The sequence below is a fragment of the Sulfuricurvum sp. genome (genome assembly GCF_049587615.1).
Lineage (GTDB): Bacteria > Campylobacterota > Campylobacteria > Campylobacterales > Sulfurimonadaceae > Sulfuricurvum.
In genome coordinates, this window is record NZ_JBAVEF010000050.1 from 93,628 (window position 1) to 117,931 (window position 24,304).

The window sequence follows — 24,304 nt, forward strand, 5'->3', positions numbered from 1 at the left end:
GAGATTAAAACACGATGTTATTACTGTTCGTTTACTAATTTGGTTCATAATTCTTTTATCCCGATTGACAGCAGCAAGTCAAGAGAGATTGTTTCATTCATCACTCACTCCTTAAGTTTCAAAGCACCGGCGAGACCTCCTTACTTGCCGGGCCTATCTCCCAAACAAACAAATCCAAAACAAAAAATAAAGAAATATTTTACGCCCATTCAACCTTCAAGTACAGCCAAAGGGATTCTATTCCTTTGGCATTTAAAAAAAAGTAATATTAACGTTTGATTCCGAGCAGTGTTTCGAGAAGAGTATCTGAGGTGGTAATCGTTTTGCCGTTCGCCTGATATCCCCGTTGGATAATGATGAGGTTCGTCAGTGATTTGGACAAATCGACGTTTGAGGCTTCGAGCGCTGAGGATTGCATAAAACCGCGCCCTGCCGTCGCTGCCGTACCGATGATCGGATCACCGGAGTTGGCCGATTGCAAATAGACATTGCCTCCATCGCTGACTAACCCTTCGTTATTGGCAAATTTTGCCATCCCAATTTGTGCCAAACTAAACGAGCGCCCGTTGGAAAAAGATCCGATCAGGGTACCGCTTTGGTCGATCCGGATACCGACAAGATCCCCACCCGGGAAACCGTCTTGGCTAATACCGCTGGTTGCCGATGGATTGTCGAAACTGGTGATACCGTCAAATCCGCCGATTGATCCGAAATCGAGGCTGACCGCTTGATTCGGAGCTGCACCGTTATTCGGGGAGAAGTCGATGCTGGGAATATTGTATCCGGCGAGTTGACCGTTGCTCCCAAATTGGATAATTCCCCCTTCGAGAATATTTTCATACGGAGCCACACCGCCGATCGAACTGGATTGAGGGGCGGTAATGGTATAACTCCATTCGGTTACTCCGTCTTTGGTATTGATCGATTGTTTGCGAAAATCCATTTTAATCGTATGTTTGCTTCCGAGCGAATCGAAAATATCGATACTGGCAGAGTGGGTTGCGGCATTGACCGATTGGGACTGTTTGAGCGAGGTCCCCGGAGGCAAAGAGCCGGCCATCGTGATAAAATTTGATGTAAAACGGATGTTTTCAACCGTATTAAGATCGGTAATTCCATCGACGGTAATGGTTAAAGGGCTTCCGGCAGCGGTATCCGGATTGCTCACCACAAATTTCCCTTGATTGTTGAGCGTTACGGTTGCACCCGTTGATACGGTAGAGGCCATTGCTTGCATCCCGGCACGGAGATCTTCGGTTGTTTGAAAATAGTAGACACCGGGTATCGCGGCAACGGCTTCGTCGACAAGAGGGGTGAGAGGGTCATCTACAACGCCGGATGTCCCCGCACTGGCAAGTCCGACAAGGGCTGCATCATTGGTATAGCGAAATTCCATCGTATCGAGGTTGTTATTGAAAGAGACCAAAACACCCTGTCCGGTTGTTCCGGCTGTAGCATTTTCAGGGATCAGTTGAAATGCTTCTCCGCTTGCGTTAAACATAACGCCCATATCTTCTGCTTTTTCTTTGGTCAGCGGATCCAACCCTGCGGTTGCATCCAGTACATAGGTAGGACTGAATTGCTCAACGATGGCGCTGGAACTGAGGTTGGCTTTGACGACGATTTGGCTGCTGGCATTTGCGGGAGTCGTGAGCCCCGGCGGGATTTGGATATTGGCGATCGGTGCGGTCGAGTCTACGAGCCCGGTATCGGCATCGCGAACCCATCCTTGGACAATAAAGCCGTTATTATCGACAAAATTCCCGACCGCATCAAATTTGAAGTCACCGGAACGGCTGTATTTGTAGGTATTTCCCCCATCGGATGAGACGATGAAAAAACCGTCACCCTGAATGGCTACGTCGGTGTTTTTATCGGTATTTTGGATCGAACCTTGGGAGTGGATACGCGTCACAGAATTGACCGTGGCTCCCAATCCGATTTGGACGGCATTTTTTCCTCCCAGTTCTCCTTGCGGGGCCGTAGCGATCTGATTGGTCTGGGCGAGCAGATCCGAGAAATTGGCACGAGAATATTTATAACCGATGGTATTAACGTTAGCAATGTTGTTCGATTCGACGTCCATCGCAATCTGATGTGATTGCAATCCGGTAACACCTGCGAAAAGTGAGCGTAACATAATGTGTCCTTTATGACAAAGTAAACAGAATAAGCAAAAAATATTCCATTTTTAAAACGTGATCGGAAGGAAATCCCGATCAGCTACATGAATACTTGAATTTCCCGCAAGCAGGAAGCCAAACGGATAAATCCGTTTCATTATCGGTGCATTTGCAGCGCTTTTTGGATCATTTCATCTACCGTTGTAATGGTCTTGGAGTTGGCCTGATAGGCACGCTGCATGATAATCATATCGGTAAGCCCAACCTCCGAGCGGACGTTAGAAGCCTCCAGACTCCCGCTTCGAACGGTCGCTCCCGTCGTCGCATTGCCATCAGCATCACTCCAAAAGAGGGGCTTTCCGCTATCGGCACTTTCACGATAATAGGTTCCCCCCTCACGGTTCAGCCCCTGGTCATTTTGGAAATGGTAGACCGCTACCCGACCGATGGCACTTTGGCGCCCATTGGAGAAATCGGCGATAATCACCCCGTCGGAATTGATGCCATACTTGATTAAAGACCCCTCATCGAGGCCATCGGATTGCGATGCGCCGCTGATGCCGAGATTGTCAACCGAGACCACACCGTTGTAGTTGCTTCCCAAATCGATGGCGACCATGCTTCCGTTGTTGTTGACCGAGGGGATGGTAAAACTAATCAATTCTCCAAACCCTCCGAAGAGTGCCTGACCGTTTTGGGTGTCGTAGACGATGCTTTCATCATGAGAGGTGACCGTAGCTACCATATCCCATGCCGTTCCAATAGAGGGCTGGGTCGCACTTTGGGTAAACGTCAGTTTGAGGCGGTTGTGTTCACCGGCTGCATCGATGATATCGGCATTCATGGAACGTACTTCATTGTCTAAGCCGAGATTTCCGGAAAATTGGGTTAGGGTGGTCGCTTCTGCGGGATATGCTAGGCGGGCTGGAAACTCCAGTTGTCCCTGCGCATTGACTCCGGACAAGGGAGCATCGCTGCTCGGATTATTCAGAACATAGGCACCCGGAGTACCGTTGCTTAGGGTGTCCCCGTAATCATAGGCTGCGTCATAGGCAAAATTGGTGAGCATGGTTCCCGCCACATATTTTCCGTCCGGTGTTATCAGCCGTGCGGAAGAGGAGTTTACATCTGCGGGTATTTGCTGATAGGTATCAAAGATGAAATGACCGTCACGGGTAAAATAGTGCTGATCTCCGGAGGTGACACCGAACCATCCGTTCCCTTCGATCGCCAAATCGCTAAACCTGTCGGAAGGGATGAAGGCTCCTTGTTCCATTTGGAACGTGGTCGCTTGCAATTGCACCCCATAACCGATGTCGTCAGAAGTCGGGGTAGAGGCATTACTGCTGGTCAGCGCCCGGCTAAAAAGATCGGAAAACTCCGTTGACGTACTTTTATAGGCAGTAGTGGAGGTATTGGCGAGGTTGTCTGCAATGACGTCCAATCCGAATTGATGGGTTTGAATCCCCGTAATCCCTGCGTAGTATCCTTGTGTCATGGTTAGTTGCCCACCACTTCTTTGATCGTACTGAAATCGACATAGCTAGATCCGAGTTTGGCATAGGTTTTGCCGCTGTCAAATTTGATCGATTCGATCGGATAGAGTCCTACCCGTGCGGTAGCAGATGTTCCGTCGGTTTTGGTATAGGCCGACTCAACATAGTAAATCCCTTCGTCGAGTTCTACGCCGCTGTTGTTTTTGCCGTCCCATGTGTAGTGTGCAATGCCGGCATCGGTAGCGCCGATCGCCATCGTTCGCAATACATTTCCGTTGTTATCGAGGATATTGATGTTCCCGGTAGCGACATCATGCGGAAAATAGAGTTCAAACTCAGTATTGGCCCCTTTTTCTTTGATGACGGCATTGCTCCCCGTATCGGCGATCTTACCGATTGCGGCAATACCGGAGTATTGCATGGATGCACTGAGTGAAGCCGCGAGCGTTTCAAGCGCTTTATTCGTTTTTTCCGTCGATTCCAGGGTTGCCAGTTGCGACGTTTGGGTCAAAATTTTCTCACTGTCCATCGGGGCGGTCGGGTCTTGGTATTTGAGTTCCAAAAGGAGTAATTTCAGGAAATCATCTTTCCCGAGAATACTGTTAGGATTAGTCGTACTGGTAGAAGCCGTTGTCGTAGCAGAGGTTGCTCCTAAAGTGTTGCCGTATGCGTCGATTGCCATAATATTCTCCTTACGCGTAATGCGGAATAATGATTTCAAGAGCCGATACTTGCTCTTCGTTTAGGTCGAGTTCTTCAAACGACGGGTAAGAGCGGAAGTGATTGTGCCGCTGTTCTTGCTGCTGGGATTGCGGATTGCTTTGCCCTTCTCCTCCGGACATAAAGTTCATGGTGGCATTGGTAATTCCCTGACTGGCAAGTTGGGCTTTGAGCTCCGTGGCATTGTGTGCCAAAAAGGCGACACTGTTCGTGTTATTTGATTGGATATTGACGTGGACATTGTTGCCGCGTTGAATTAAGGTTACTTCAACTTCTCCCAGTTTTTCGGGATTAAGTTTCATGGTGAGACGGGTAAAAGGGGGTTTGTACTCTTGTACGGCCTCTTTGAGATCACTCGCGAAAAGGCGCATGCTTTGCTGCGCCTCTTTAGACTTTACTTCGAGCGAATCGGCTTTCGGAAGATGGACACTTTTAGCAGAGTCCCCTTCGCTTTTTAATACATTCGTGGTTTCGGATGGAGCCTCTTTGTTCTCATTCGTCCCTTGCAAAAGAGCGATAAGGGTATCGGTTTTGATATTAGCAGCTGCGGTGGAAACGGGTTTCGCTTCCGGCGTATTGGTCGTTTCGGAAAGTGAAACAAGATTCGCTGCCATTTCCCGCTTTTCCAGAGTTTGGAGGAGCGCTTTTAGCGGCTGAGGTTCTGATTTACCGGATGTTTCGTGTGTTGAAATCTCCGTGGAATCTGTTTTTACCTTTTTTTGCTCTTTGTTTTTGAGTTCGTTGAACAGTTGCGTAATCGCTTCTACGGGGGATTCTTCGTGAATCATCGCGGGAAGGGCGGCAAGCGCTTTGGCTTCTAAAAGGGGCTTGGAGAGCAGTTCGGGAGTCAATGAAGCTTTCTCTTCGGGGTCATTTACAACGGCAGAGAGGGTAATGGACTGCGGCTCTAATCCTAACTTTTCCGCTAATTTAATGAGTCCTGCCAATGTTTTCGGAAGCGGTTTTTCGTCGACTTGGTATTCGGGATTTTTTGCCGTAATCCCATTTTTTAGGTACTCTTTTGCCCGATTGATGAGCGTGCGTACCTGATCATGGGATAGACTATTGAGGAGCTCATTAGAGACAAGCGCCGATTCTTTATCGCTACTGCCGGTTAAAAGGGATTGAAGCTCTTTGTGGGGAGATGCCTTACTATCACTATTTTTGACGGAGCTGTTTTTAGGATCGATGATCGCTTTAAAATCATTCGATTTTACGATTTTTCCCTCATCGTCTTTGGTTTGCATCCCAAAAGAGTTTAAAAGTTTGGAAAACAGATCATTTGATTTGGTAGAGGGTCCCTTTTTGGAATCCCCCCCTAATAAATCGATGAGCGACGTTTTCGTCTGGGCATCTTTGTTTTGAATGATCATGAACGATCCTTATGACGAGCGTACAATAATCCGCTCTCTTTGTTAAAGTAGTTAAGTAAAGCAAAAAATATTCCACTTAAAAAAAGTAATCAAACGGTAACACTCTTCAATCTGCTTAACATTTCCTTAACCTTAAATAAGATATAATCCGCGAAAATTATTGCCTACCTACAAGGATACTCAGTGCAAAAAATTCGTAATATTGCCGTCATCGCCCACGTTGACCATGGTAAAACGACCCTAGTTGACGGATTGCTCAAACAATCCGGAACGTTCGGAAGCCACGAACAAGTAAATGAAAGAGCGATGGACTCTAATGCCCTTGAAAAAGAGCGTGGGATTACCATTCTTTCTAAAAATACGGCGATCCGTTATGGTGACCATAAAATTAACATTATCGACACTCCGGGCCACGCCGACTTCGGTGGAGAAGTTGAACGTGTTTTGAAAATGGTTGACGGTGCGTTGATCCTCGTTGATGCCTATGAGGGTGTTATGCCTCAAACCAAATTCGTTGTTAAAAAAATGTTGGGCCTTGGAATTAAACCCATCGTTGTTATTAACAAAATTGACAAACCATCCGCTGATCCTGAGCGTGTAGTCGATGAAGTATTCGACCTTTTCGTTGCGATGGATGCGACGGAAGATCAGCTTGACTTCCCGATCATCTACGCTGCGGCGCGTGACGGTATCGCGAAAATGGATATGTCTGAGCCGGACGGTGATTTCACTTGTATGTTCAACACCATTTTGGAAAAAGTACCTGAGCCTACCGGTGATGCAGAAAACCCGACTCAGTTACAAGTATTCACTCTCGATTACGATAACTATGTCGGTAAAATCGGTATTGCCCGTATTTTCAACGGACGCATCTCAAAAGGGGATAATATCCTCCTTGCAAAAGCCGATGGGGAAATGGTCAAAGGGAAAATCTCTAAATTGATCGGATTCATGGGTCTTAACCGTATGGAGATCCAAACCGCGGAAGCGGGTGACATCGTCGCCGTTGCCGGTATTGAAACCGTTGACGTCGGAGATACCATCTGTGACCCTACTAACCCGATGCCACTTGACCCGATGCACATCGAAGAGCCTACCTTGACCGTTGTTTTCTCGGTTAATGACTCTCCGCTTGCAGGACAAGAGGGTAAACACGTTACCTCAAACAAAATCCGTGAGCGTCTTGATGCTGAGATGAACACCAACGTTGCAATGCGTTATGAAACCATCGGCGAAGGGAAATTTAAAGTTTCCGGTCGTGGTGAGCTTCAAATCACGATTTTGGCTGAAAATATGCGTCGTGAGGGCTTCGAGTTTGGTATCGGACGTCCTGAAGTTATCGTTCGTGAAATCGAAGGGGTCAAATGTGAACCGTTCGAGCACCTCGTTGTTGACCTTCCGGCTGATTTCGCCGGTACGATCATCGAGCGTCTTGGCCGCCGTAAAGCGGAAATGACAGCGATGGTACCGATGGGTGAGGGCTTTACCCGCGTAGAGTTCGAAATCCCTGCACGTGGTTTGATCGGTTTCCGTGGTCAGTTCTTGACCGATACGAAGGGTGAAGGGGTTATGAACCACTCATTCTTGGAATTCCGCCCTTATACCGGAAGTGTTGAGAGCCGCCAGTACGGAGCATTGATCTCTATGGAAGACGGTGTTGCACTTGCGTACTCATTGTTCAACCTTCAAGATCGCGGTGTCCTTTTCACAGCGCCTCAAACGAAAGTGTACAAAGGGATGATTATCGGTGAGCACAGCCGTTCAAACGACCTTGATGTTAACCCGATCAAAGGGAAAGCGCAATCAAACGTCCGTTCATCAGGAGCAGACGAAGCGATTAAATTGGTTCCGCCACGCGAAATGAATCTTGAGCGTGCTCTTGAATGGATTGAAGACGATGAGCTTCTTGAAGTAACTCCTCTTAGTATCCGTATCCGTAAACGTTGGTTGGATCCTACCGATCGTAAGCGTTACGCGAAAAAATAATCTCTTCCGATACTTTTCTTTTTCATAAGAAAAGTATCCAAAAGAAAATCGCCCTCACACCAGAACGCTGGCGGTACGCTTCGCCCTGCGGCGAGCGACCTTGCTCTGGGTGTGGTGTGAGGGCATTATTGATTTGATTATTTCGCCATCTCACGACCCGCAATCATTCCGCTAGCCCATGCAAAATTAAAATTATAACCGCCGCGCTTTCCGACGATATCCAAAACTTCACCTGCAAAATAGAGCCCATCAACCCGTTTTGATTCCATCGTTTTGTTATTGATCTGTGCCGTAGAGACTCCGCCGCCACTCACTTCGGCATGTTTGAACCCGTGGGTATCGGTCACTTCAAATCTCCATTCACCGATCAAGTGAGCGAGTTTTTTGATCTCTTTTGGATTGAGAGAGGATACGGTTGTGTTTTGTGGAACAGCGGCATCTTCGAGGAGATAGGTGATTATTTTTGTGGGGAGTAGTCCGCAGAGGGCGGTATGAATATCATGTCGAGCGACGGAAGCGAATAGCTTTTCGATGACACTCACAAGTTCTCCTCTATCATAGCGCGGGAGGAGATTGAGGGAAATGCTAACGCGTTGTTTGTTCATTAGAGCATGGGAAGCGCGTTGGCTGACGTCGAGGATCGCTAATCCTGAAATCCCGTACGCAGTAAAGAGGATGTCTCCTGTTACTTTTGTGTTACTTTTGCCGTCGATGATGAGGGTGACTTCCGCCGTCGTTTTAACACCCGCCATTTTATGGTGATTTTTAGAGTTTAGATGGAGTTGTACGAGACTTGGGTAGGTTGGGATAATCTCATGTCCGAATGCACGGGCAAAACAGTAGCCATCTGCCGTTGCACCGAGTTGCGGAGCCGCTTCACTCCCTGTGGCGATTAAAATCTTGTTATAGCTTTGTTTGTCATGTTCGGTTTGGACACTAAAATGGGAGTCATTTTTGGTAATTGCGGTTACTTTGAAATCGGTGATAATGCTGACCCCTGCATCACTCACGGCACTTTTGAGGGCGATCAATACCGATTTGGCTTCATTAGAGAGGGGATAACATCTGCCGTCGTCTTTGATATCGAGTAACAGTCCGATAGAGTGGCAGAATTTCTCAAAATAGTGAAAATTTAGTTGTTTGAGGGCATAGGTGGCGAACTGAGGATCATTACCCGCATAGTCTTCTGACGAGGCAGTCGTGTTGATGATATTGCACCGTCCGTTGCCTGATGCGAGTATCTTTTTTCCCACGCTATTGTTATGTTCGTATATTGTGACGTTTGCTCCTGCGCGTGAAGCAAAAAGTCCCGCCATGAGTCCTGCCGCACCGCCACCGATAATCGCTATCTTTTTCATGGCCGTATTGTATCAGTCTGGAGCAATGGAAATGCTAAGGGTGTCTGAGTTTTAAAAAGGGTCGCTATAATTCCACATGTATATTGGTATCAAAGGATATGATTGCGCTTTTTTCTCCTCCTCCTTCCCTTGTTGATGTCGACACCGCTTTTCGCGTTGGTCACCATTGCCCCGGTCGATATCGGTTCACATCCGGGTTTGAGCGGCAATGTCTCGGGATCGCTCAGCTCGAAAAGTGGCAATACGGATAAAAAAGAGTATGTTCTCGGTCTTAGAGTGCAATACGATCAGGGGAAAGAGTATCTGGCGTGGGGTACCTTCACCTACAATTACGGTGAAAACAGCGGAACGAAGAATGAGGAGAAAATGTATGGCCATCTTCGCACGATTCACGCTTTGGATGGAGGGGATTGGTGTGCAGAGCTGTTCCTCCAGTCCGAACAAGATGATTTCAAGGATATCAATGAACGTTCCCTTGCCGGTGCAGGGGTGCGCTGGCGCTTTTTCAACTCAGAGGAGTGGGGAAAGGGATATGCGGGGATCGGCGGTTTTTTTGAGAGGATCGACTATTCCCACCCCCTGATCAACCCCCATGAAGCGAACAAACGCCTCAATAGCTACGTCGCCTATACCAAAAGCTTTTCGGTTGGTTCAAAACTCAGCTACATCGGCTATTATCAGCCGCTGATCGCAGACAGTGGTGATTACGTCACGTCACAGACCGCTGAGCTGATCGTCCCCGTTTACGGAAAGCTCAGCCTCACACTGCTGGCAAAATACCTCTACGACAGCCGCCCGCCGATCGGCGTTGAAAAAAAAGATACAACTTTCCTAACCAATTTGTTATGGGAGTTTTAATTTTGATCGAGGGGGACACGCCCATTTACCCCTCTCTCCCGTACAATTCGTTATACAGCTCCATCGCATAGCGGTCCGACATACTCGCAATATAGTCGCTGATCACCCGATGGGGGTTACGTCGTTCGCACTGTTCCAGATAATAGCGGGGCAGCATTTTCGGCTCTTCCATCAGGGCATTGAACAATCCGATAATCGCCTGCTTGCCGGAAAACATTTTACGGACGATCTGTTTGTGCTGATAGAGTTCTTTAAACAAGATCTTTTTGAGCTTTTTGATTTGCGTTTCGAGTGATGGCTCAAATCCGATGACGATCGGTTCGGATGCCGGGATAACTGAAGCTAACACACGGCTGTTATCGATTTTGTCGCGCGAATATTCCAATAGGGAATAGACCAAATGGTTGATGAGATGGGAGCTGAAACGGTAACGGAACATCTCATCCTCATCTTCGTGTATCCCTTCCTCGTATACATTTTGCAGAACGGTTTGGATGAGTTCACTGGATTTGAGTGTCTCAAAGGTGATCAATCCGGAGGCCACACCATCATCGATGTCATGGCTGATATAGGCGATTTCATCGGCACGGTCGACGATCATCGCTTCGATGCTGGGATGGGTGTCGAGAGCGAAGGCATCGCGGATACTTTCAGGTAAAAACGGTTTGTTATAGGGATAGGAGTGTTTTAAAATACCCTCCAGTGTCGCATAGGTGAGGTTGAGACCCAAAAACGCTTTATAACGCTGTTCGAGTTTGGTAACGACGCGGAAACTCTGAAAGTTATGTTCAAAGCCGCTTGCAAATCCCCGTTCCCGCAAACACTCATCGAGGGTATCCCCGCCGATGTGTCCAAAAGGGGTATGTCCCAAATCGTGGGAAAGGGCGATACTTTCGGCAAGCGATTCCTCTAATCCCAAATGGGATGCAATCGAACGGGCGATTTGGCTCACCTCGATGCTGTGGGTGAGACGTGTCCGGAAAAAATCGCCTTGAGAATTTAAAAAAACCTGTGTTTTGTATTCAAGCCGCCGAAAACTTCCCGAATGGATGATACGGTCTCGGTCCCGGGCGTAGGGGGATCTAAAGTCGTCACTGATGGGATAAAAACGTTGATGAGGAAGCACGAAAACCCTTTTGTGATTGTGTTGTACCATTATATCGTGACTCTTTACACTAAATTAACACTTCTTTTCTACAATGGTGTTTCGATTCTCCTTCGATAGTTTGGCCGAAACACTCCTCCTTCGTGTTTCGGTTTACTATGATTTTTACTGCTACGCAATTCTTTTCACCTATTTTGAAACATTTTTATAAAACAAGATATAATTAATGATCACGCGTTAAGGCGGGCAAAGATGGATGAGAATACAGAACACCACCTCCATTCAACATTAATCGTGGAGAATGCGCGGGAAAATGCTAAAACATATCAGCAGGAAAATCTTAAAACGCGGCGTCAAATGGAAGAGGGTTTTTTTAAAAAATCCCACGATTATCGTGATTTCGTTTTATCACCGGAAGGATATGAGGGTATTGTTGTTGCCCTATACATTCTAACCATTCCCTATTTCGCGGGATTGCTGTTTTTATTTTTATTGGTTGCCAAAGCCAGTTATGAGTACTTTTTGCAGTTTAATTTAGCTTCTTTCTTTGTGATTTGGGCAATCGGGTATGAAGTGTGTGCGGCTTTAATTTTGATCGGGATTTTTTTAGCATGGCTCAAATATATCAGCAACCGTTGGAAGAAAGAGCAAGCACGTAAAATACCGTCCACCAATCGTTATGATCTTTAAGGGTAACCCAAAGCCTTATTGGGTAGAATTCTGCTCTTTCTTAAGATGGACAGCTGGCCGAGTGGTCGAAGGCGCACGCCTGGAACGCGTGTATAGGGCAACCTATCTAGGGTTCGAACCCCTAGCTGTCCGCCATACAATCTCCCTATTTACCGTACTTTCAGAGACTTAAAAAACTTCCAGTGACATTATAGTGCCCTCGCATTAACACCTTAAATATCAATCGATTGATTAAACTGCCCCTCAAACACTTGAGGGTTATCTACCCTCTAGCTCTTATTTGTTTGTCTTCCATTAGCATTGCATTGAGCGTATTAATCACTTCGCGACTCGCACGTTCCGCATCTTGAAAGTACGTCATCACGTTTTTAGACTCTTCTGCACAGGTACCGGCTGTTACGCAGTTTACCGCTGCGATAATATTATCGTGCACCAATTTATGCGGAGATTCGAGTTTTCTAAAACTCGGGGTATGCCCAAAGATTTGCGACCCTTTTCCGCCTGTAGCCCATTTGCCAAGACGGCAGTGATGGTGATCGGCAAATTCACTTTCAACTTTGAGGTTAAAGACACTTTTGTATCCGTTAGCTTTAAAGAGCAAGTGATCTAATTTTACAAGGACAATAAAGACAGAGTACAAAACATTAGTAGAATCTTTTTCGATCTCTTCTGCACGTTGTCCCAAATCTATGAGAGTAGCGCGGAATTGTTCAAGTTTATTGGTTGATCTCGACGAAATAGATTCCATTATGTTTGAGCGTTCATGAATTTCTGTAGCATTTTGCTTGAGGCTTTGTACACTCATGGCGACTTCCGCGGTTGCTTTTTGAGTACGCTCTGCGAGTTTTCGTACTTCATCCGCTACGACTGCAAAACCTCGACCGTGCTCACCGGCCCGAGCCGCTTCAATAGCAGCGTTTAAAGCTAATAAATTTGTCTGATCAGAGATGTCTTTAATGAGATCAATAACTTGTCCAATCGAACCTACTCCATCATTGAGTTGGCCGACCGATCCATAGTTTTCGGTAATATTTCCGACAAGCTGCTGTTGAATTTGAAGGATTTCAACGATTTCCTCATTGATCTCTATCGCATTGGTGCGATTGCTTTTATTGAGTATTTCAATTTCCTCTAGATGATTAACATTATCCGCAAGATCTTTTTGGAGTAAAGATAAATCGTATTGACACGCTCCTGTTAGTGTCTCTGTGAGATTATGGATGAGATCAAACATAACGGCGTTGTTTTTGAGCTGCGTATTTTCTTGGCGCAGTCTGTTGATTTCATCGTGTAGATTGCTATTGTCTTTTTCCAATTCAGCAATTTTTGTGTGAAGTGGTGCAATATCTTCCTCTTTGTACTTACATCCGAAAAACATTAAATAAACCTTTGAATTTTAAATTATTCGTAGATTACAATGTTACGGATTAAATTATGACTTTTTAGTGATTTTTTTTTAAAGAATAACCGATAAAACGATACGACAGTTTCTATTTGAAGCATTCGAAGTATATCGTCTTGTTAGGTATACGGTTTGACAATGCTAAAACTATTGAGTGCCATACCTACGATACGATACCTTTTTGGCGGTCAAAGAAAGCTATAGCTTAAATATTTGAATTTCTGTCGTTTCTTCCGACGAACTTTTTACGAATTTGAGTACAATACCTTCGAATAAAGGATAATTTTTATCGCGCTACGAAGATAATTTATGAAAACAATGAGGGATGATGGGGCAGTTGGTAAAGTTTTGGGCGGCAATGTCTCTAATGCTGGTTGCTTTTAGCGGATGTGACCATGTCAATGAATCCAATACCGAGTACCGCCCCGTAGGTGTTTTCAAAGAAAATAAAAACTACGTTATCGGAATCAACGCCTTTGTAAGCAGCAAGGAGATGTTTGTTGCTTACCGCCCGATTCTCAATTATCTTGAACGCAATATCGACGGCGTAAAATTCGATCTCGCAACATCCAAAGATTTTGTCGAATATGAAAAACGGGTTCGCCAGCGTGAGTTTCATTTCGCCCTCTCCAACCCTTATCAAAGTGTTATCAGTTTTGAATACGGTTACCGTCCGATCGCAAAAATGAAAAACGATACCCTTTTTCGGGGGATTTTGATTTCCCGTAAAGATGCGCACATAACACGTTTTGAACAATTACACGGAAAAGTGATCGCTTTTTCTGCCCCTACCGCGCTCGCCGGAGCCATCATGCCAAAGTATTTTTTATGGGAGCACGGTATCGATGTGCATCGTGATATGGTCCCCTATTATGTCGGATCCCATTTTTCGGCGATTCTCAACACCTATACCAAGGATTCGCTGATCACGGCAACATGGCCTCCGGCATGGGAAAAATGGAAAAACGAGAATCCGACAAAGGCGGCAGAGATGGAGATTGTTTGGGAGACCGAACCGTTATTGAACAATGCCCTTTCGGTTCGTTCAGACGTCGATCCGGTATTGGCCGCTAAAGTGGCATCACTACTAATGGCGTTGAACACTACTCCTCAGGGGCGTGCGCTTCTCGAGCAGGCAGGCTTGGAAGGGTTTGAGAAGGCGGAAGATAAAACATTCGAACCCGTAAGGGTATTTTTACACCATTATGAATCCGCATTAGGAAAAATTCAATGAACCCTTTTCAGACGATACGCGGGAGACTTTTGGTCACTATTTTCTTCATCCATGCGGTGTTGATGGGATTGGTGGCGTATGATTTGGTAGAACGACAGCATCGGTTTATGGAAAAACAGCTTTCCCAAAACGGGTATTCTTTGAGTTCTTTGCTCGCTTCCAATGCGGCCTTAGCGTTGCAAAATAACGATTTGTCGGCACTTGAAGATTTGCTGGATGATGTCCGAAGCCTCCCCGATGTTTCGATGATTTTCGTGATGGATACGACCGGGCGCATTCGCGCGGCCTATCCGGAAGAGTATCTGAATCAAACCCTCGTCGATCCGGCAAGTGAGTCAATGGCTCGGAATCTGGAGAAAAGCGGCGTAGAAGCGTATCAGCAAAAGCACGAAGGGCTAATCGATACGATGCAGGTGGTTAAACTCGATGGCCAGGTTATCGGATATTGCCGTATTGTGATGAGTGACGCCTCCATGACGCGTGAACTGAAAATTTTGATACAAAGCGGGATGGTGTATGTCGTATTGGCGATTATCATTGGGGTTTTGTTGGCCTGGGCTGTTGTACGAAAAATGACCTTTCGTATTACGAGGCTCTCGGAAGCGGCGACGCAGATAGCCCAAAAGAATTTTGAGGTCAATCTTCCCACGGAAAAGGGATCGGATGAAATCGCCATCATGGAGCAGGGATTCCGGGTCATGGTCGATTCAATCAAAGCGCACGTGAGCAATCTTGCGCAGATGGGTAAAACCCGTTTGCTGCAAAGTCAGCGCTACCAAAAAGCACTCCTTGAATGGGCTAAACTGGATTATCAAGACGCCAAAACGGCGATTCGCAAAGCAACGGAAATAGCGGCAGAGACCCTGGAGATCGAACGGGTCAGTATTTGGCATATGACATCCGATGGATCGATGCTCGTGTGCGATGATCTTTATTGTAAAGCCGAAGGGGAACACACGGAAGGGTCCGTGCTGCATCAAGAGGAGTTTCCCCATTATTTTGCAGCGCTGCAGCGAGGGGAGGTGATCGTCGCCAATGATGCGCAAAATGATCCTCGAACGTCTGATTTTACAGAGAATTATCTCAAGCCGCAGGGGATTTTGTCCATGCTGGACATTCCGATTCTTCAGGAAGGGAAAGTGGTTGGAGTCGTGTGCCATGAACATCTCGATACCCCAAAAGTGTGGCAGCCCGAAGAGCAGGACTTTGCGATCGCCATGGGGAGTACGATTTCATTGGCGCTGGAGATGGAACGGCGTAAAAAGGTCGAAGAGCGTTTGGCGTATCGCGCAGATCATGATGAGTTGACCGAGCTTCCTAACCGCAGGCTGTTACTCGATCGGTTGGATCAATCGATCCGGCATGCACGTCGTAATGATCAGAATGTGGCGGTGTTATTTCTTGATCTGGATCACTTTAAAGAGATCAATGACTCGCTCGGGCATTTGGTCGGGGATTATGTTTTGGTCCATGTTGCCAGGTTGATAGAAACCCAGTTTCGCAATGTGGATACGATCGCTCGGCTGGGGGGAGATGAATTTTGTCTGATTATCGATTCATTGGAAGATATTCAAAAGGTGAGTGTGGTTGCCGAAAAGCTGGTGGAGATGCTCCAGCACCCCATCTGCATAGACAAGCATGAGCTCTATGTGACCAGCAGTATCGGTATCAGTATCTTTCCCTCAGACGGAGACACTCCTGAAACTTTGCTGCGTAATGCCGATGCCGCGATGTATAAAGCCAAAAATGAAGGGCGAAACAGCTATCGGTTTTATACGGAAGATATGACGGTGCGGGCGTATGAGCGGGTGGCTTTGGAAGCGAATTTGCGTCGGGCATTGGAACATCAGGAGTTTCATGTCTATTATCAGCCGCAGGTCGACGGAATGAGCGGAAAACTGATCGGAATGGAGGCGCTGATACGGTGGGAACATCCTGAATTGGGGATGATTCCTCCGGTTAAATTTCTCCCCTTGGCGGTAGAGACGGGACTCATCATTCCGATCGACCGTTTCGTGATGCGCAGTGCGATGACGCAGTTGAAAGCGTGGATGGATGGAGGGCTGAACCCCGGAATTCTCGCGTTGAATTTAACGATTAAACAGCTTCGGCAGGATGATTTTATAACGATGCTGAGCACGATGCTGAATGAAACGGGGTGTGTGAGCGAATGGATCGAACTGGAGGTAACCGAGGGGGAGATCATGGAAAACCCCGAACAGGCGATCAAAGTCCTTCAGCAGATCAGCGAGATGGGAATTACACTCGCCATCGATGATTTCGGGACAGGGTACTCCTCATTGGCCTATCTTAAACGGCTTCCGGTTGATAAGCTTAAAATCGACCGGTCGTTTATCAGTAATCTTCCCGATGATGAAGAGGATATTGCCATCGTTCAGGCGATTATCGCGTTGTCGAAAAGTCTGCGGTTGAATCTTATCGCCGAAGGGGTTGAGACGTTGGAGCAAAAAGAGTTCTTAACCGAAAACGGATGTCCGCAGATACAAGGGTATTTGTATGGAAAGCCGATGAAAACAGAGGAGATGACGGTGCTGTTGAGAGAATACAGCCAAAAATTAAGCGTATAAGCGCCATCTCAAAATCCGGTTTATTTTTGGGTGAGCGGCATCGCGCTGTAACCCGTCTGTGAAACGGCATCTTGCAAACTTCGGAGGGTTACTGACTCATCGGTTGTTACCGTTGCTGTTTCCTTTTTAAAATTAACCTTGGCCTCTTTGACCCCCGGCACACTCAGCAGCGCTTTTTTGACGGCTAACGTGCAGGCGATACAGTGCATCCCCCCGATCCGAAGGGTCCATGTCTGTCCGTAGGTAAGGGTGGCTAACACTAACAAACCCAGTGTTATTCTCCCCATATCCACCCCTCATAGTAGGGATAGAAGAGTGCGGCAAGGCTGAGGAGGAAAAGGGCCCAAAAGAGGGTTATCAGAATTTTAGAGGTTAGGCTCGGCTCACAATCGCATTCAATCTGCTTTTTGATCACCATGCGGTAAAAGCCGATACTCAGCATCACGACCGCTGCAGAGGTGAAAATCCATCGGTAGCTTTCAAGTGCGGCAACATTGAGGATACCGGCAAAAGAGATTCCGAAAACCATAAAAAGGGTCGGAACGATGCAGCATGAGGCCGAAAGAAGCGCCGTGATCAATGCTCCGGAGAGGACGAGGACGGCACTGCGCCGTTCCTGCTGCATCATAATATCGACAGGATTCTCCTCTTCCGGACGCCCGACATACCCCTTTCCTTTGACGATAATGAGTCGTGTCGCCCCCCCCTCGAGTGCCTCTTCGGTATAGGTGCAGTGCTGGGAGAGGGCGAACCGTTTGCAGTTCTCCCGACCGCTGAGGGTGTTGACCTCTACGGTGAGGGTCGCATCATCAGGGAGGGCATCCAGCGCTTTTTTCGTCTCCAGTACGGGACGCGGGCAATCCATATCACGGCAGTCGAGAATCATCAAGCCTCTTTTGCGGAGCGGATCGTATAACGATAGCTTTTCGGATCAAAGGGGTCGAGGTATTCGCCCTCCACTTCGGCGTACGGGTAGCCGAATGAGTCGAGCGAGCCTTGGGTATTGGCAGGGTAGAGGTCAAAGTCGCGGGCGTGGTTGAGTGCCATCCAGTTGTTTTCCCAAAAGCCGAAAAATTTGTCGGCGAGCTCGCGGGCACGGGGTGAGGTTTTCTCGATCCCCTCTTTCAGTACCAGTTTGGTGATGTCGGCGGGATCGCACGGTATCCACCCCATATTCGGGATAAAAAATTCCACTTTGCAGTGTTGCGCTTTGGTGATATCTTCGCCCGCTCCGAATGCCGGAGAGAGACGTGAGGCTCCGACACGAATCCCCATAACTTCCCGTGCGGGGATATGGGAAGCGCGCATCAGCGCAACGCAGAGTGCTGACATATCGAGGCATTTCCCTCCCATACGCCCTTCGTTTTCGAGTTGGGCCAGCATGGCATTGGGGCTTCCGACACCGCATCCGTGGACATTTTCATCGCGGTAGCTATGCTCAACAATCCAGTCGTAGATTTTTCGGGCTTTTTTGAGGGGGTCTTTTTCATTTTCGACGATGCTCTTGGCAACTTTGGCAACGGCTCCGTCGGTGGGGATATGGGCACTCGGGGCTAAAAATTCGCGAGATTGTTCGAGCGTTTCAGGGCAGATCCGTTTGGGACGGAAGTCACATTGACGGTCTCGTAATGCCAATGTCATTGAGAGTTCGAGGGTTTTGCTCAGGGCACTTTTTTCCCAACGGGCATAAAAGGTACGGGCGCCGTAACGGTTGTGGTCGCTCTCGAAATGGGTCTCTGCCTCGGTTGAATCTCCAAGCTCGATAAGGTGCTGAAATCCGCTGATATCACAGGGGAGGGGAACCCATAGTGCGCACGCTTTACCGCTGTGGTGGGAGAGATCAAATTTCCAGCGGAGTTCATATACCGCAAGCCCCTCTTTGAGAGGAGGCGTTGAGGAGGCGTTAAGAAAAGAGGGGGTAAAGCAAATCGCCCCTGAAACAGCGGTAATTTTAATGAATTCGCGTCGGTGCATCGTGTTATCCTACAATAATATCGGTATCGGTTTTGGCGACAACCTGTGCGACAATGGCTGCGGGTATCCCCTCGTTCAGACATCGCATTGCAATTTTTTTGGCATTTTCAGGGGTTGCAGCGATCAAAAGCCCCCCTGATGTTTGTGCGTCAAAAAGGATCATCTCCCTATCGGCTCCGACGTCACGTTTGAAGTGTACTTTGGATTCGAGATACTCTTTGTTGGCATAGCTTCCTGCAGGGATAATCCCCATCGAAGCCATCGGCAACGCTTCGGCGAAAAACGGGACGGCGGAACTCTCCACCTCGATCGATTTTGTCCCTCCGCTCATCTCCGCCAAATGTCCCAGAAATCCGAACCCCGTCACATCGGTACACGCATGGGCATCGAACTCCCGTGCGATGAGGGAAGCTTTATAGTTGAGGGTGCGCATCGTCTCCGCGACTTTTAGCACGGTAGCCTCATCTAAGAGGTCGGCTTTGATCGCGGTGATCAGAATCCCCAGTCCAAGCGGTTTGGTGAGGACGATCAAATCCCCCTCCTGCACCGTATTGTTGCGGAGGATTTTATCGGGATGGACGAATCCGGTGCATGAGAGACCGTAAAGCATCTCAGGGGTTTCGATCGTATGCCCGCCGACGATTACCGCACCGCACTCTTGCGCTTTGCTTTGCCCGCCTCTGAGAATCTCGGTTAGCACTTCAGTAGGGTGGTTTTTGCCGTCAAATCCGACGAGATTGAGGGCGGTTTTCGCATCTCCCCCCATTGCGAAGACGTCGCTCAGAGAGTTCGCCGCCGCGATTTGACCGTAGATGAAGGGATCATCCACCACAGGGGTGATGAAATCGACCGTCTGTACCATCGCGAGGCTTTCATGGATCCGATAAACCCCCGCATCCTCATTCCCCTCAAATCCGACGAGGAGATCTTTGTGAAACGATTTCAGATGGCAGGTGACGTTTTCGAGTGAGCCGGGGGAGAGTTTGGCGGCGCATCCCGAAGCGCGGACGAATTTTGTCAGCTTAGCACTGGTGTTCACGTTGTATTCCTCTGAGTATGTCGAGCGTTTTGGAGTGGTCATCGTTATAGATGGTCATGTCGGGCTTGATCGTCACTTTGTAGACTTTGTCGTAATACTGCGTCAGCAATATCTCAGAAACACGAGCCAGATCACCGTTTTCGAAGGCGGCGATGCTGGAAGCTTTGTCCTCTCGGCTGATGTAGGGGGAAATCCGCTCCATCCGCTCTCTGAAAAAATGCTCATCCATCGTATCGTACATCCGCATAATCCGTTCTATCCGCTGTTCCAGAGGAGCCGTGATCTCAATACGAAATCCTGATTCCATCTGCTTGTAAAGAGGGGCGGGGAGCATGATTTTCCCGATCCGTTTGCTCTCCGCTTCGACAAACCCCTTTTGTTCAGGTTTTAAAGCGAGGAGGGCATGGGTCAGCCGATTTTGAAACTCTTTTTGGCTCGGCTGTGCGCCGTTGACATCGCCGAATACGGAGCCGTAGTGGTTGGCCATCTTTTCTAGATCGATCACATTGTCCAGTTCGTTGAGGAGGTCGCTTTTGCCGCACCCCGTATTTCCTGAGAGGGTTATAAAGTTTACGGAGGGGAGATTTTCCAGATAATTCGTTACAAAGGTTCGATACGCTTTATATCCGCCTGTGACACGGTCGATTCGGTATCCTATGTTGGAGAGGATGGTTCCCAAAGAAGAAGATCGCATACCGCCGCGGGCACAATAAATAGCGATTCTGGAGTTGGGGGTGAACGCCGGATAGATATCGTGAATATGACGAGCGGCATTCAAGCAGACGTACGATGCCCCTTTGACCCGTGCTTCAAAAGGGGAAATTTGTTTGTAAATTGTCCCGATTTCGTGGTGTTCTTCGTCATTAAGGGCATAAAAATTTTGGGCAAGCGGAATATGCGATTCGTCGTATTCGTGCGGACTTCGTGCGTCAATAATGAGATCGTAGGTGTCAAACGATTCTAAAAAGGTTTCAATCGGTATGGTTTGTATCATTCAAAATTCTAGCATTTATCGTCTAATACCCTGATTAGCCAAAGGGTTAACGGGTGTGTTGGAGGATGAAAAGAGCCGTTATGGCGAAGGCACCGACGGAAATCAGATAGTACATCAGCACGATTCGAAAGAGTACGATTTTCCCAAAAAAGAGGACAAGAGCTGCTTTCGCGACGGTATTGCTAATGATGGCAATGAGAATCGCATAGTGAGCCGTCGCCGGATTGAGACCATTTTTGGCCAATGCGCTGAGCGATAGGACAATCGCATCGACATCGGCGATTCCGGATACCAAGGCGACCGCGTAGACCCCAATATTGCCGATATAGCGGTTTGAGAGTTCGATGAGGGCGAGGGTAACACCGAATATCAGACCCATTATGAGGGCTTCTTTAAGATCAAACGGATTTTTAAATTTGATGTTTTGGGAAATATTTTCACGTTTCGAGGTGAAATACAATACGGCAATGTATCCATACCCGAAGAGGGAGCCTACGGCTATGGGGAGGATAAAGGGATATAGCAATGCAGGGTTGATTACCCACATTTCGATCCCGGCGCGAATGAGCATCATGGAGGAAGCCAGGGCGATTCCGAGTGCCAGATTTTTGGCTAAAAACCCGTTTTCGTGAACCCGCCGTGCCATACTCATGGCTACTGCCGTCGAGGAGACCAGCCCTCCAAAGAGACCGGCGACTCCGATACCGTGGGTAGAGCCTAAAATTCGGATGGCAATGTAGCCAAAAAAAGAGATTCCCGCAACCAAGACGACCATAATCCAGATCCGATACAAATTGATAAGCCCCATGGGATCGATCGCCCTATCCGGGAGGATGGGGAGGATGACGAACGTCATGATCATAAATAAGATGGCTGCGCTGAGGTCTTTTTTAGTGATGGTTTGCTCATACTCTTTGACCGTATCTTTGATGTTAAGGACAAACAAGACGATGATGGTGATGAAGACGGAAAAGATGGGACTTGAAAAGTTGAGCATGGCCCCTGTGATGAAGGTAACGAGGGCGGCGAATTCGGTCGTAGCCCCTTTTTCAGAGATGGAGACACTGTTAACGATGTATGCGGCGATCAGCAATAGCCCCATTACGACCGACGCGATCAGGAAAAAATAGGGGAAAAAGGTGGTAAACCAAGAGGAGAGATACCCGAAAAGGGCAATCATCGAGAAGGTTCGGGCTCCCCCGAAATCTTGGGTTTTATGGGAATAGATGGTGTGCATTTCACGCTGTAACCCGATCAAAAAGCCCAAGACCAAAGAGAGGACGCTGTTTTGAATAAATAACGGTTCCATCTCACCCTCCTATCCTGCGATTGGATTCGATTATAGCGCTTTGCGGGTAAAAATAGCGTAATTCACTTTCGAAGAGGTGACACAATTGAAGCGACAGTGCGCTATACCTGCTCGAAACGTGTCCCGTGACGAAGGGTATACCGGTAGAGGGTAAGCGCTTTTGCGTGATTAAAAAGGAGCAGGGTAAACATCGCTCCTCCTGTGAGGGTGCTAAGGCTTAATAAATCAGGAAAAAATGCTCCTAAAAGAGCGGCGATAGCCGTGAGGATAAAGAGCCAAAAAAGGGCTTTGACGCGGTTTGCGGGGATGATATTCGACATAATAGGGGCGTCCATATACCCTGCGGAATTGAGATGAAACCAGACCAAAAAGGGGACGATTTTCCCCATCATCCCTAAAATAATGGCGAGGGAAAAGAGGGCAAATGCCATTAAGCTTACACGTTGCAACACCTCAGACCCACTCCACATAAAAGCGGCATAGAGGCTAATCGAGACAAAGAACAAAACCATCCCTGAAATCCAAAACCAGATACTCACATCACTAACACGCCGTTTGCGAATTTTAAGCCGTTTGAGCGTGCTGACGATAAATCCGATCAATAACGCCCCTATCACGAGATCAAACACCCAAACAAACGGCAATGAGGAAAAGAGCCAGATCATTTTGAGAACCAAAGAGGCAGCGATGATTCGAAAGGCATTGCGTTTGCACCAGAGGCTGTAGGGTGGGGTGACGTAAAACATTTCGATGACTTGAAAAGCAACGGCGATGATCAAGGCGGCGATCCATCCGATCAGCCCCAGAGAATAATGGGAGAAACGCAAGCTCTCATGCACCGATGAAAAAGCCCCGTTGGCATACGAGGTTGCCATTACAATGCCTAAAACAGCGGTGAAGGAGAGGGCGATCAGGGCAAGCCGCATCCCTCGGAGGGTCTCGTGGGTGATACCGCCGAACAGCAAGGGGAGGATGAGGTTGGCACTATAAAGGATCGATGAACCCAAGAAGACCGAAGCCACGATAAACAGTACGGCGGCATTAAATGCAAAAGCTCCCGCCAACGAGAGGATGCCGATCGTTAAAAATGTGTGGATCAGCAGGGCATTACCCATCGCAGCAGGTATCGGACGCCCCCCCAAAACACTCTGCATCTGAAAGAGTGCACCGATCATTGCCATCGTAATGACCCCCAAAAACATCAGATGAATCGCCGCGAGGGAGAGGGGATGCGCGGGGGTTATAACCGCATAGGGGTCAACAAACAGTGCACAGCATAACAGTATCCCGAATACCGGGACGGTGAGAAAAAAGCGCATTACCACCGAAATCGGGGGAGCTTGATCGAGAGAGAGGCCGTTATACATGAGGGTGTTCCAGCTCGACCGTGCGGCTTCGGGTGATGTAAATATGCCAGAGCCCTTCGGCTTCCATAACGCTCAGATACCGCCCCCCGTTTTTCGTAATGATTTCAAATAGGGGGAGCGGTTCACGCCGGTGGATCATGTGTAGCACCTCTTCGCCGGAGAGTTTTCTAAACGCCTCAACGGCCATTTCGAGCGGGAGAGGATGGTCGAACTCACGGGTATCGAGAAGAATCATTTTTCCATCTTACGGAGGGTTTGGATCATCAAAGAGCCATCCTCCCCCAAGGTGCGATCAATCATCGGATAGAGCATCTGTTCTTCTTTCATGTTATGCTGTTGGAGCATGATCATCATTGATTCTCCGATCCCGAAAAAATCGTTAACGCGGTTTTCCCTGAGGGCAAGGCGCATCGATTCGAGAAGGCTTCGCAGCTGCTGGTGCTCGTAACGCATCATCTGCGTCGGTCCCCCCATCATCCCCGTCCGTTTTTCAAAAGTAATAAAGAGCTCACGTTCCTCCATGTCGAAATGGTGATTTGTCGCTTGGTAAAAGGCATCGAAAAGATTTTTGGCTTCATCGACTCTTTTTTCGGCAAGAGCATTTTCTGCTTCGGTATAGAGGTGGTCACAGGCTCGGTGGTCGTCACGCATAAATTCTAAAATCATACTCTCTCCTTTAGTTCTTTAA

At 47.8% G+C, this 24,304-nt stretch carries 21 protein-coding genes, 1 tRNA gene and 1 pseudogene; 6 read left to right on the forward strand and 17 right to left on the reverse strand.

Features of this window, described 5'->3' with window-relative positions; all coding sequences use genetic code 11:
* Positions 1 to 268: 268 nt before the first annotated feature.
* The 4 genes from WB308_RS09005 to WB308_RS09020 all read right to left on the reverse strand — a co-directional run bounded on the left by WB308_RS09005 (position 269) and on the right by WB308_RS09020 (position 5,712).
* Complete coding sequence (locus tag WB308_RS09005; protein WP_424190922.1) at positions 269 to 2,140, reverse strand: flagellar hook-basal body complex protein; 1,872 nt, start codon at positions 2,138 to 2,140, stop codon at positions 269 to 271.
* A 140-nt stretch (positions 2,141 to 2,280) separates the two neighbouring features.
* The gene (locus tag WB308_RS09010; RefSeq protein ID WP_424190923.1) at positions 2,281 to 3,621 is read right to left on the reverse strand and encodes a flagellar hook-basal body complex protein; all 1,341 of its coding nucleotides are present in this window, start codon (positions 3,619 to 3,621) and stop codon (positions 2,281 to 2,283) included.
* Between the two features lie 2 nt (positions 3,622 to 3,623).
* Positions 3,624 to 4,301, reverse strand: coding sequence for a flagellar hook capping FlgD N-terminal domain-containing protein (locus WB308_RS09015; protein WP_424190924.1), 678 nt, complete (start codon positions 4,299 to 4,301; stop codon positions 3,624 to 3,626).
* 10 nt (positions 4,302 to 4,311) lie between these two features.
* On the reverse strand, positions 4,312 to 5,712 hold the full coding sequence (locus WB308_RS09020) for a flagellar hook-length control protein FliK (protein WP_424190925.1): 1,401 nt from the start codon (positions 5,710 to 5,712) through the stop codon (positions 4,312 to 4,314).
* A 183-nt stretch (positions 5,713 to 5,895) separates the two neighbouring features.
* Between WB308_RS09020 and typA the strand changes: the two genes are divergently transcribed.
* Positions 5,896 to 7,698, forward strand: a complete 1,803-nt coding sequence (gene typA, locus WB308_RS09025; protein ID WP_424190926.1) for a translational GTPase TypA — start codon at positions 5,896 to 5,898, stop codon at positions 7,696 to 7,698.
* A gap of 137 nt (positions 7,699 to 7,835) precedes the next feature.
* Here typA and WB308_RS09030 read toward each other — a convergent pair whose 3' ends face one another.
* The gene (locus tag WB308_RS09030; protein ID WP_424190927.1) at positions 7,836 to 9,056 is read right to left on the reverse strand and encodes an NAD(P)/FAD-dependent oxidoreductase; all 1,221 of its coding nucleotides are present in this window, start codon (positions 9,054 to 9,056) and stop codon (positions 7,836 to 7,838) included.
* Between the two features lie 102 nt (positions 9,057 to 9,158).
* Between WB308_RS09030 and WB308_RS09035 the strand changes: the two genes are divergently transcribed.
* A complete protein-coding gene (locus WB308_RS09035; RefSeq protein WP_424190928.1) occupies positions 9,159 to 9,914 on the forward strand; it encodes a DUF481 domain-containing protein in 756 nt (251 codons plus the stop codon).
* Between the two features lie 25 nt (positions 9,915 to 9,939).
* Here WB308_RS09035 and WB308_RS09040 read toward each other — a convergent pair whose 3' ends face one another.
* Positions 9,940 to 11,040 carry a deoxyguanosinetriphosphate triphosphohydrolase gene (locus WB308_RS09040; protein ID WP_424190929.1) on the reverse strand — a complete coding sequence of 367 codons (1,101 nt, stop codon included), beginning with the start codon at positions 11,038 to 11,040 and terminating at the stop codon, positions 9,940 to 9,942.
* A gap of 231 nt (positions 11,041 to 11,271) precedes the next feature.
* On the opposite strand from WB308_RS09040, the gene WB308_RS09045 reads away from it, so the two are divergent.
* Together WB308_RS09045 and WB308_RS09050 are read left to right on the forward strand one after the other, a co-directional pair.
* Positions 11,272 to 11,709 carry a hypothetical protein gene (locus WB308_RS09045; protein ID WP_424190930.1) on the forward strand — a complete coding sequence of 146 codons (438 nt, stop codon included), beginning with the start codon at positions 11,272 to 11,274 and terminating at the stop codon, positions 11,707 to 11,709.
* Positions 11,710 to 11,756: 47 nt separating this feature from the next.
* A tRNA-Ser gene (locus WB308_RS09050) sits at positions 11,757 to 11,844 on the forward strand.
* A gap of 127 nt (positions 11,845 to 11,971) precedes the next feature.
* Here the strand turns inward: WB308_RS09050 and WB308_RS09055 are convergent.
* Together WB308_RS09055 and WB308_RS09060 are read right to left on the reverse strand one after the other, a co-directional pair.
* Positions 11,972 to 12,394: a CZB domain-containing protein gene (locus WB308_RS09055; RefSeq protein WP_424191021.1), complete on the reverse strand. Its 423-nt coding sequence runs from the start codon at positions 12,392 to 12,394 to the stop codon at positions 11,972 to 11,974.
* Between the two features lie 30 nt (positions 12,395 to 12,424).
* Positions 12,425 to 13,087 (reverse strand): annotated as a pseudogene (locus tag WB308_RS09060) (methyl-accepting chemotaxis protein); the annotation flags it as partial.
* 352 nt (positions 13,088 to 13,439) lie between these two features.
* Here WB308_RS09060 and WB308_RS09065 point away from each other — a divergent pair.
* Complete coding sequence (locus WB308_RS09065; protein WP_424190931.1) at positions 13,440 to 14,345, forward strand: phosphate/phosphite/phosphonate ABC transporter substrate-binding protein; 906 nt, start codon at positions 13,440 to 13,442, stop codon at positions 14,343 to 14,345.
* A complete protein-coding gene (locus WB308_RS09070) occupies positions 14,342 to 16,933 on the forward strand; it encodes an EAL domain-containing protein (RefSeq protein ID WP_424190932.1) in 2,592 nt (863 codons plus the stop codon). Before WB308_RS09065 ends, WB308_RS09070 begins: the two co-directional genes overlap by 4 nt.
* 20 nt (positions 16,934 to 16,953) lie before the next feature.
* Here the strand turns inward: WB308_RS09070 and WB308_RS09075 are convergent, their stop codons facing one another.
* From WB308_RS09075 to WB308_RS09115, 9 genes are all read right to left on the reverse strand, one after another.
* Positions 16,954 to 17,220: a heavy-metal-associated domain-containing protein gene (locus WB308_RS09075; protein WP_424190933.1), complete on the reverse strand. Its 267-nt coding sequence runs from the start codon at positions 17,218 to 17,220 to the stop codon at positions 16,954 to 16,956.
* Positions 17,208 to 17,819, reverse strand: a complete 612-nt coding sequence (locus WB308_RS09080; protein WP_424190934.1) for a mercuric transporter MerT family protein — start codon at positions 17,817 to 17,819, stop codon at positions 17,208 to 17,210. The genes WB308_RS09075 and WB308_RS09080 overlap by 13 nt, the downstream gene beginning before the upstream one ends.
* On the reverse strand, positions 17,819 to 18,907 hold the full coding sequence (locus WB308_RS09085; RefSeq protein ID WP_424190935.1) for a transglutaminase-like domain-containing protein: 1,089 nt from the start codon (positions 18,905 to 18,907) through the stop codon (positions 17,819 to 17,821). The genes WB308_RS09080 and WB308_RS09085 overlap by 1 nt, the downstream gene beginning before the upstream one ends.
* Positions 18,908 to 18,911: 4 nt before the next feature.
* A complete protein-coding gene (gene selD / locus WB308_RS09090) occupies positions 18,912 to 19,946 on the reverse strand; it encodes a selenide, water dikinase SelD (RefSeq protein WP_424190936.1) in 1,035 nt (344 codons plus the stop codon).
* On the reverse strand, positions 19,930 to 20,940 hold the full coding sequence (gene mnmH / locus WB308_RS09095; protein WP_424190937.1) for a tRNA 2-selenouridine(34) synthase MnmH: 1,011 nt from the start codon (positions 20,938 to 20,940) through the stop codon (positions 19,930 to 19,932). The genes selD and mnmH overlap by 17 nt, the downstream gene beginning before the upstream one ends.
* Before the next feature lie 46 nt (positions 20,941 to 20,986).
* Positions 20,987 to 22,249, reverse strand: coding sequence for an MgtC/SapB family protein (locus tag WB308_RS09100; RefSeq protein WP_424190938.1), 1,263 nt, complete (start codon positions 22,247 to 22,249; stop codon positions 20,987 to 20,989).
* 101 nt (positions 22,250 to 22,350) lie between these two features.
* Complete coding sequence (locus WB308_RS09105) at positions 22,351 to 23,616, reverse strand: hypothetical protein (protein WP_424190939.1); 1,266 nt, start codon at positions 23,614 to 23,616, stop codon at positions 22,351 to 22,353.
* The gene (locus tag WB308_RS09110; RefSeq protein ID WP_424190940.1) at positions 23,609 to 23,851 is read right to left on the reverse strand and encodes a DUF2249 domain-containing protein; all 243 of its coding nucleotides are present in this window, start codon (positions 23,849 to 23,851) and stop codon (positions 23,609 to 23,611) included. Before WB308_RS09110 ends, WB308_RS09105 begins: the two co-directional genes overlap by 8 nt.
* Complete coding sequence (locus WB308_RS09115) at positions 23,848 to 24,282, reverse strand: hemerythrin domain-containing protein (protein WP_424190941.1); 435 nt, start codon at positions 24,280 to 24,282, stop codon at positions 23,848 to 23,850. The genes WB308_RS09110 and WB308_RS09115 overlap by 4 nt, the downstream gene beginning before the upstream one ends.
* Positions 24,283 to 24,304: the final 22 nt, after the last annotated feature.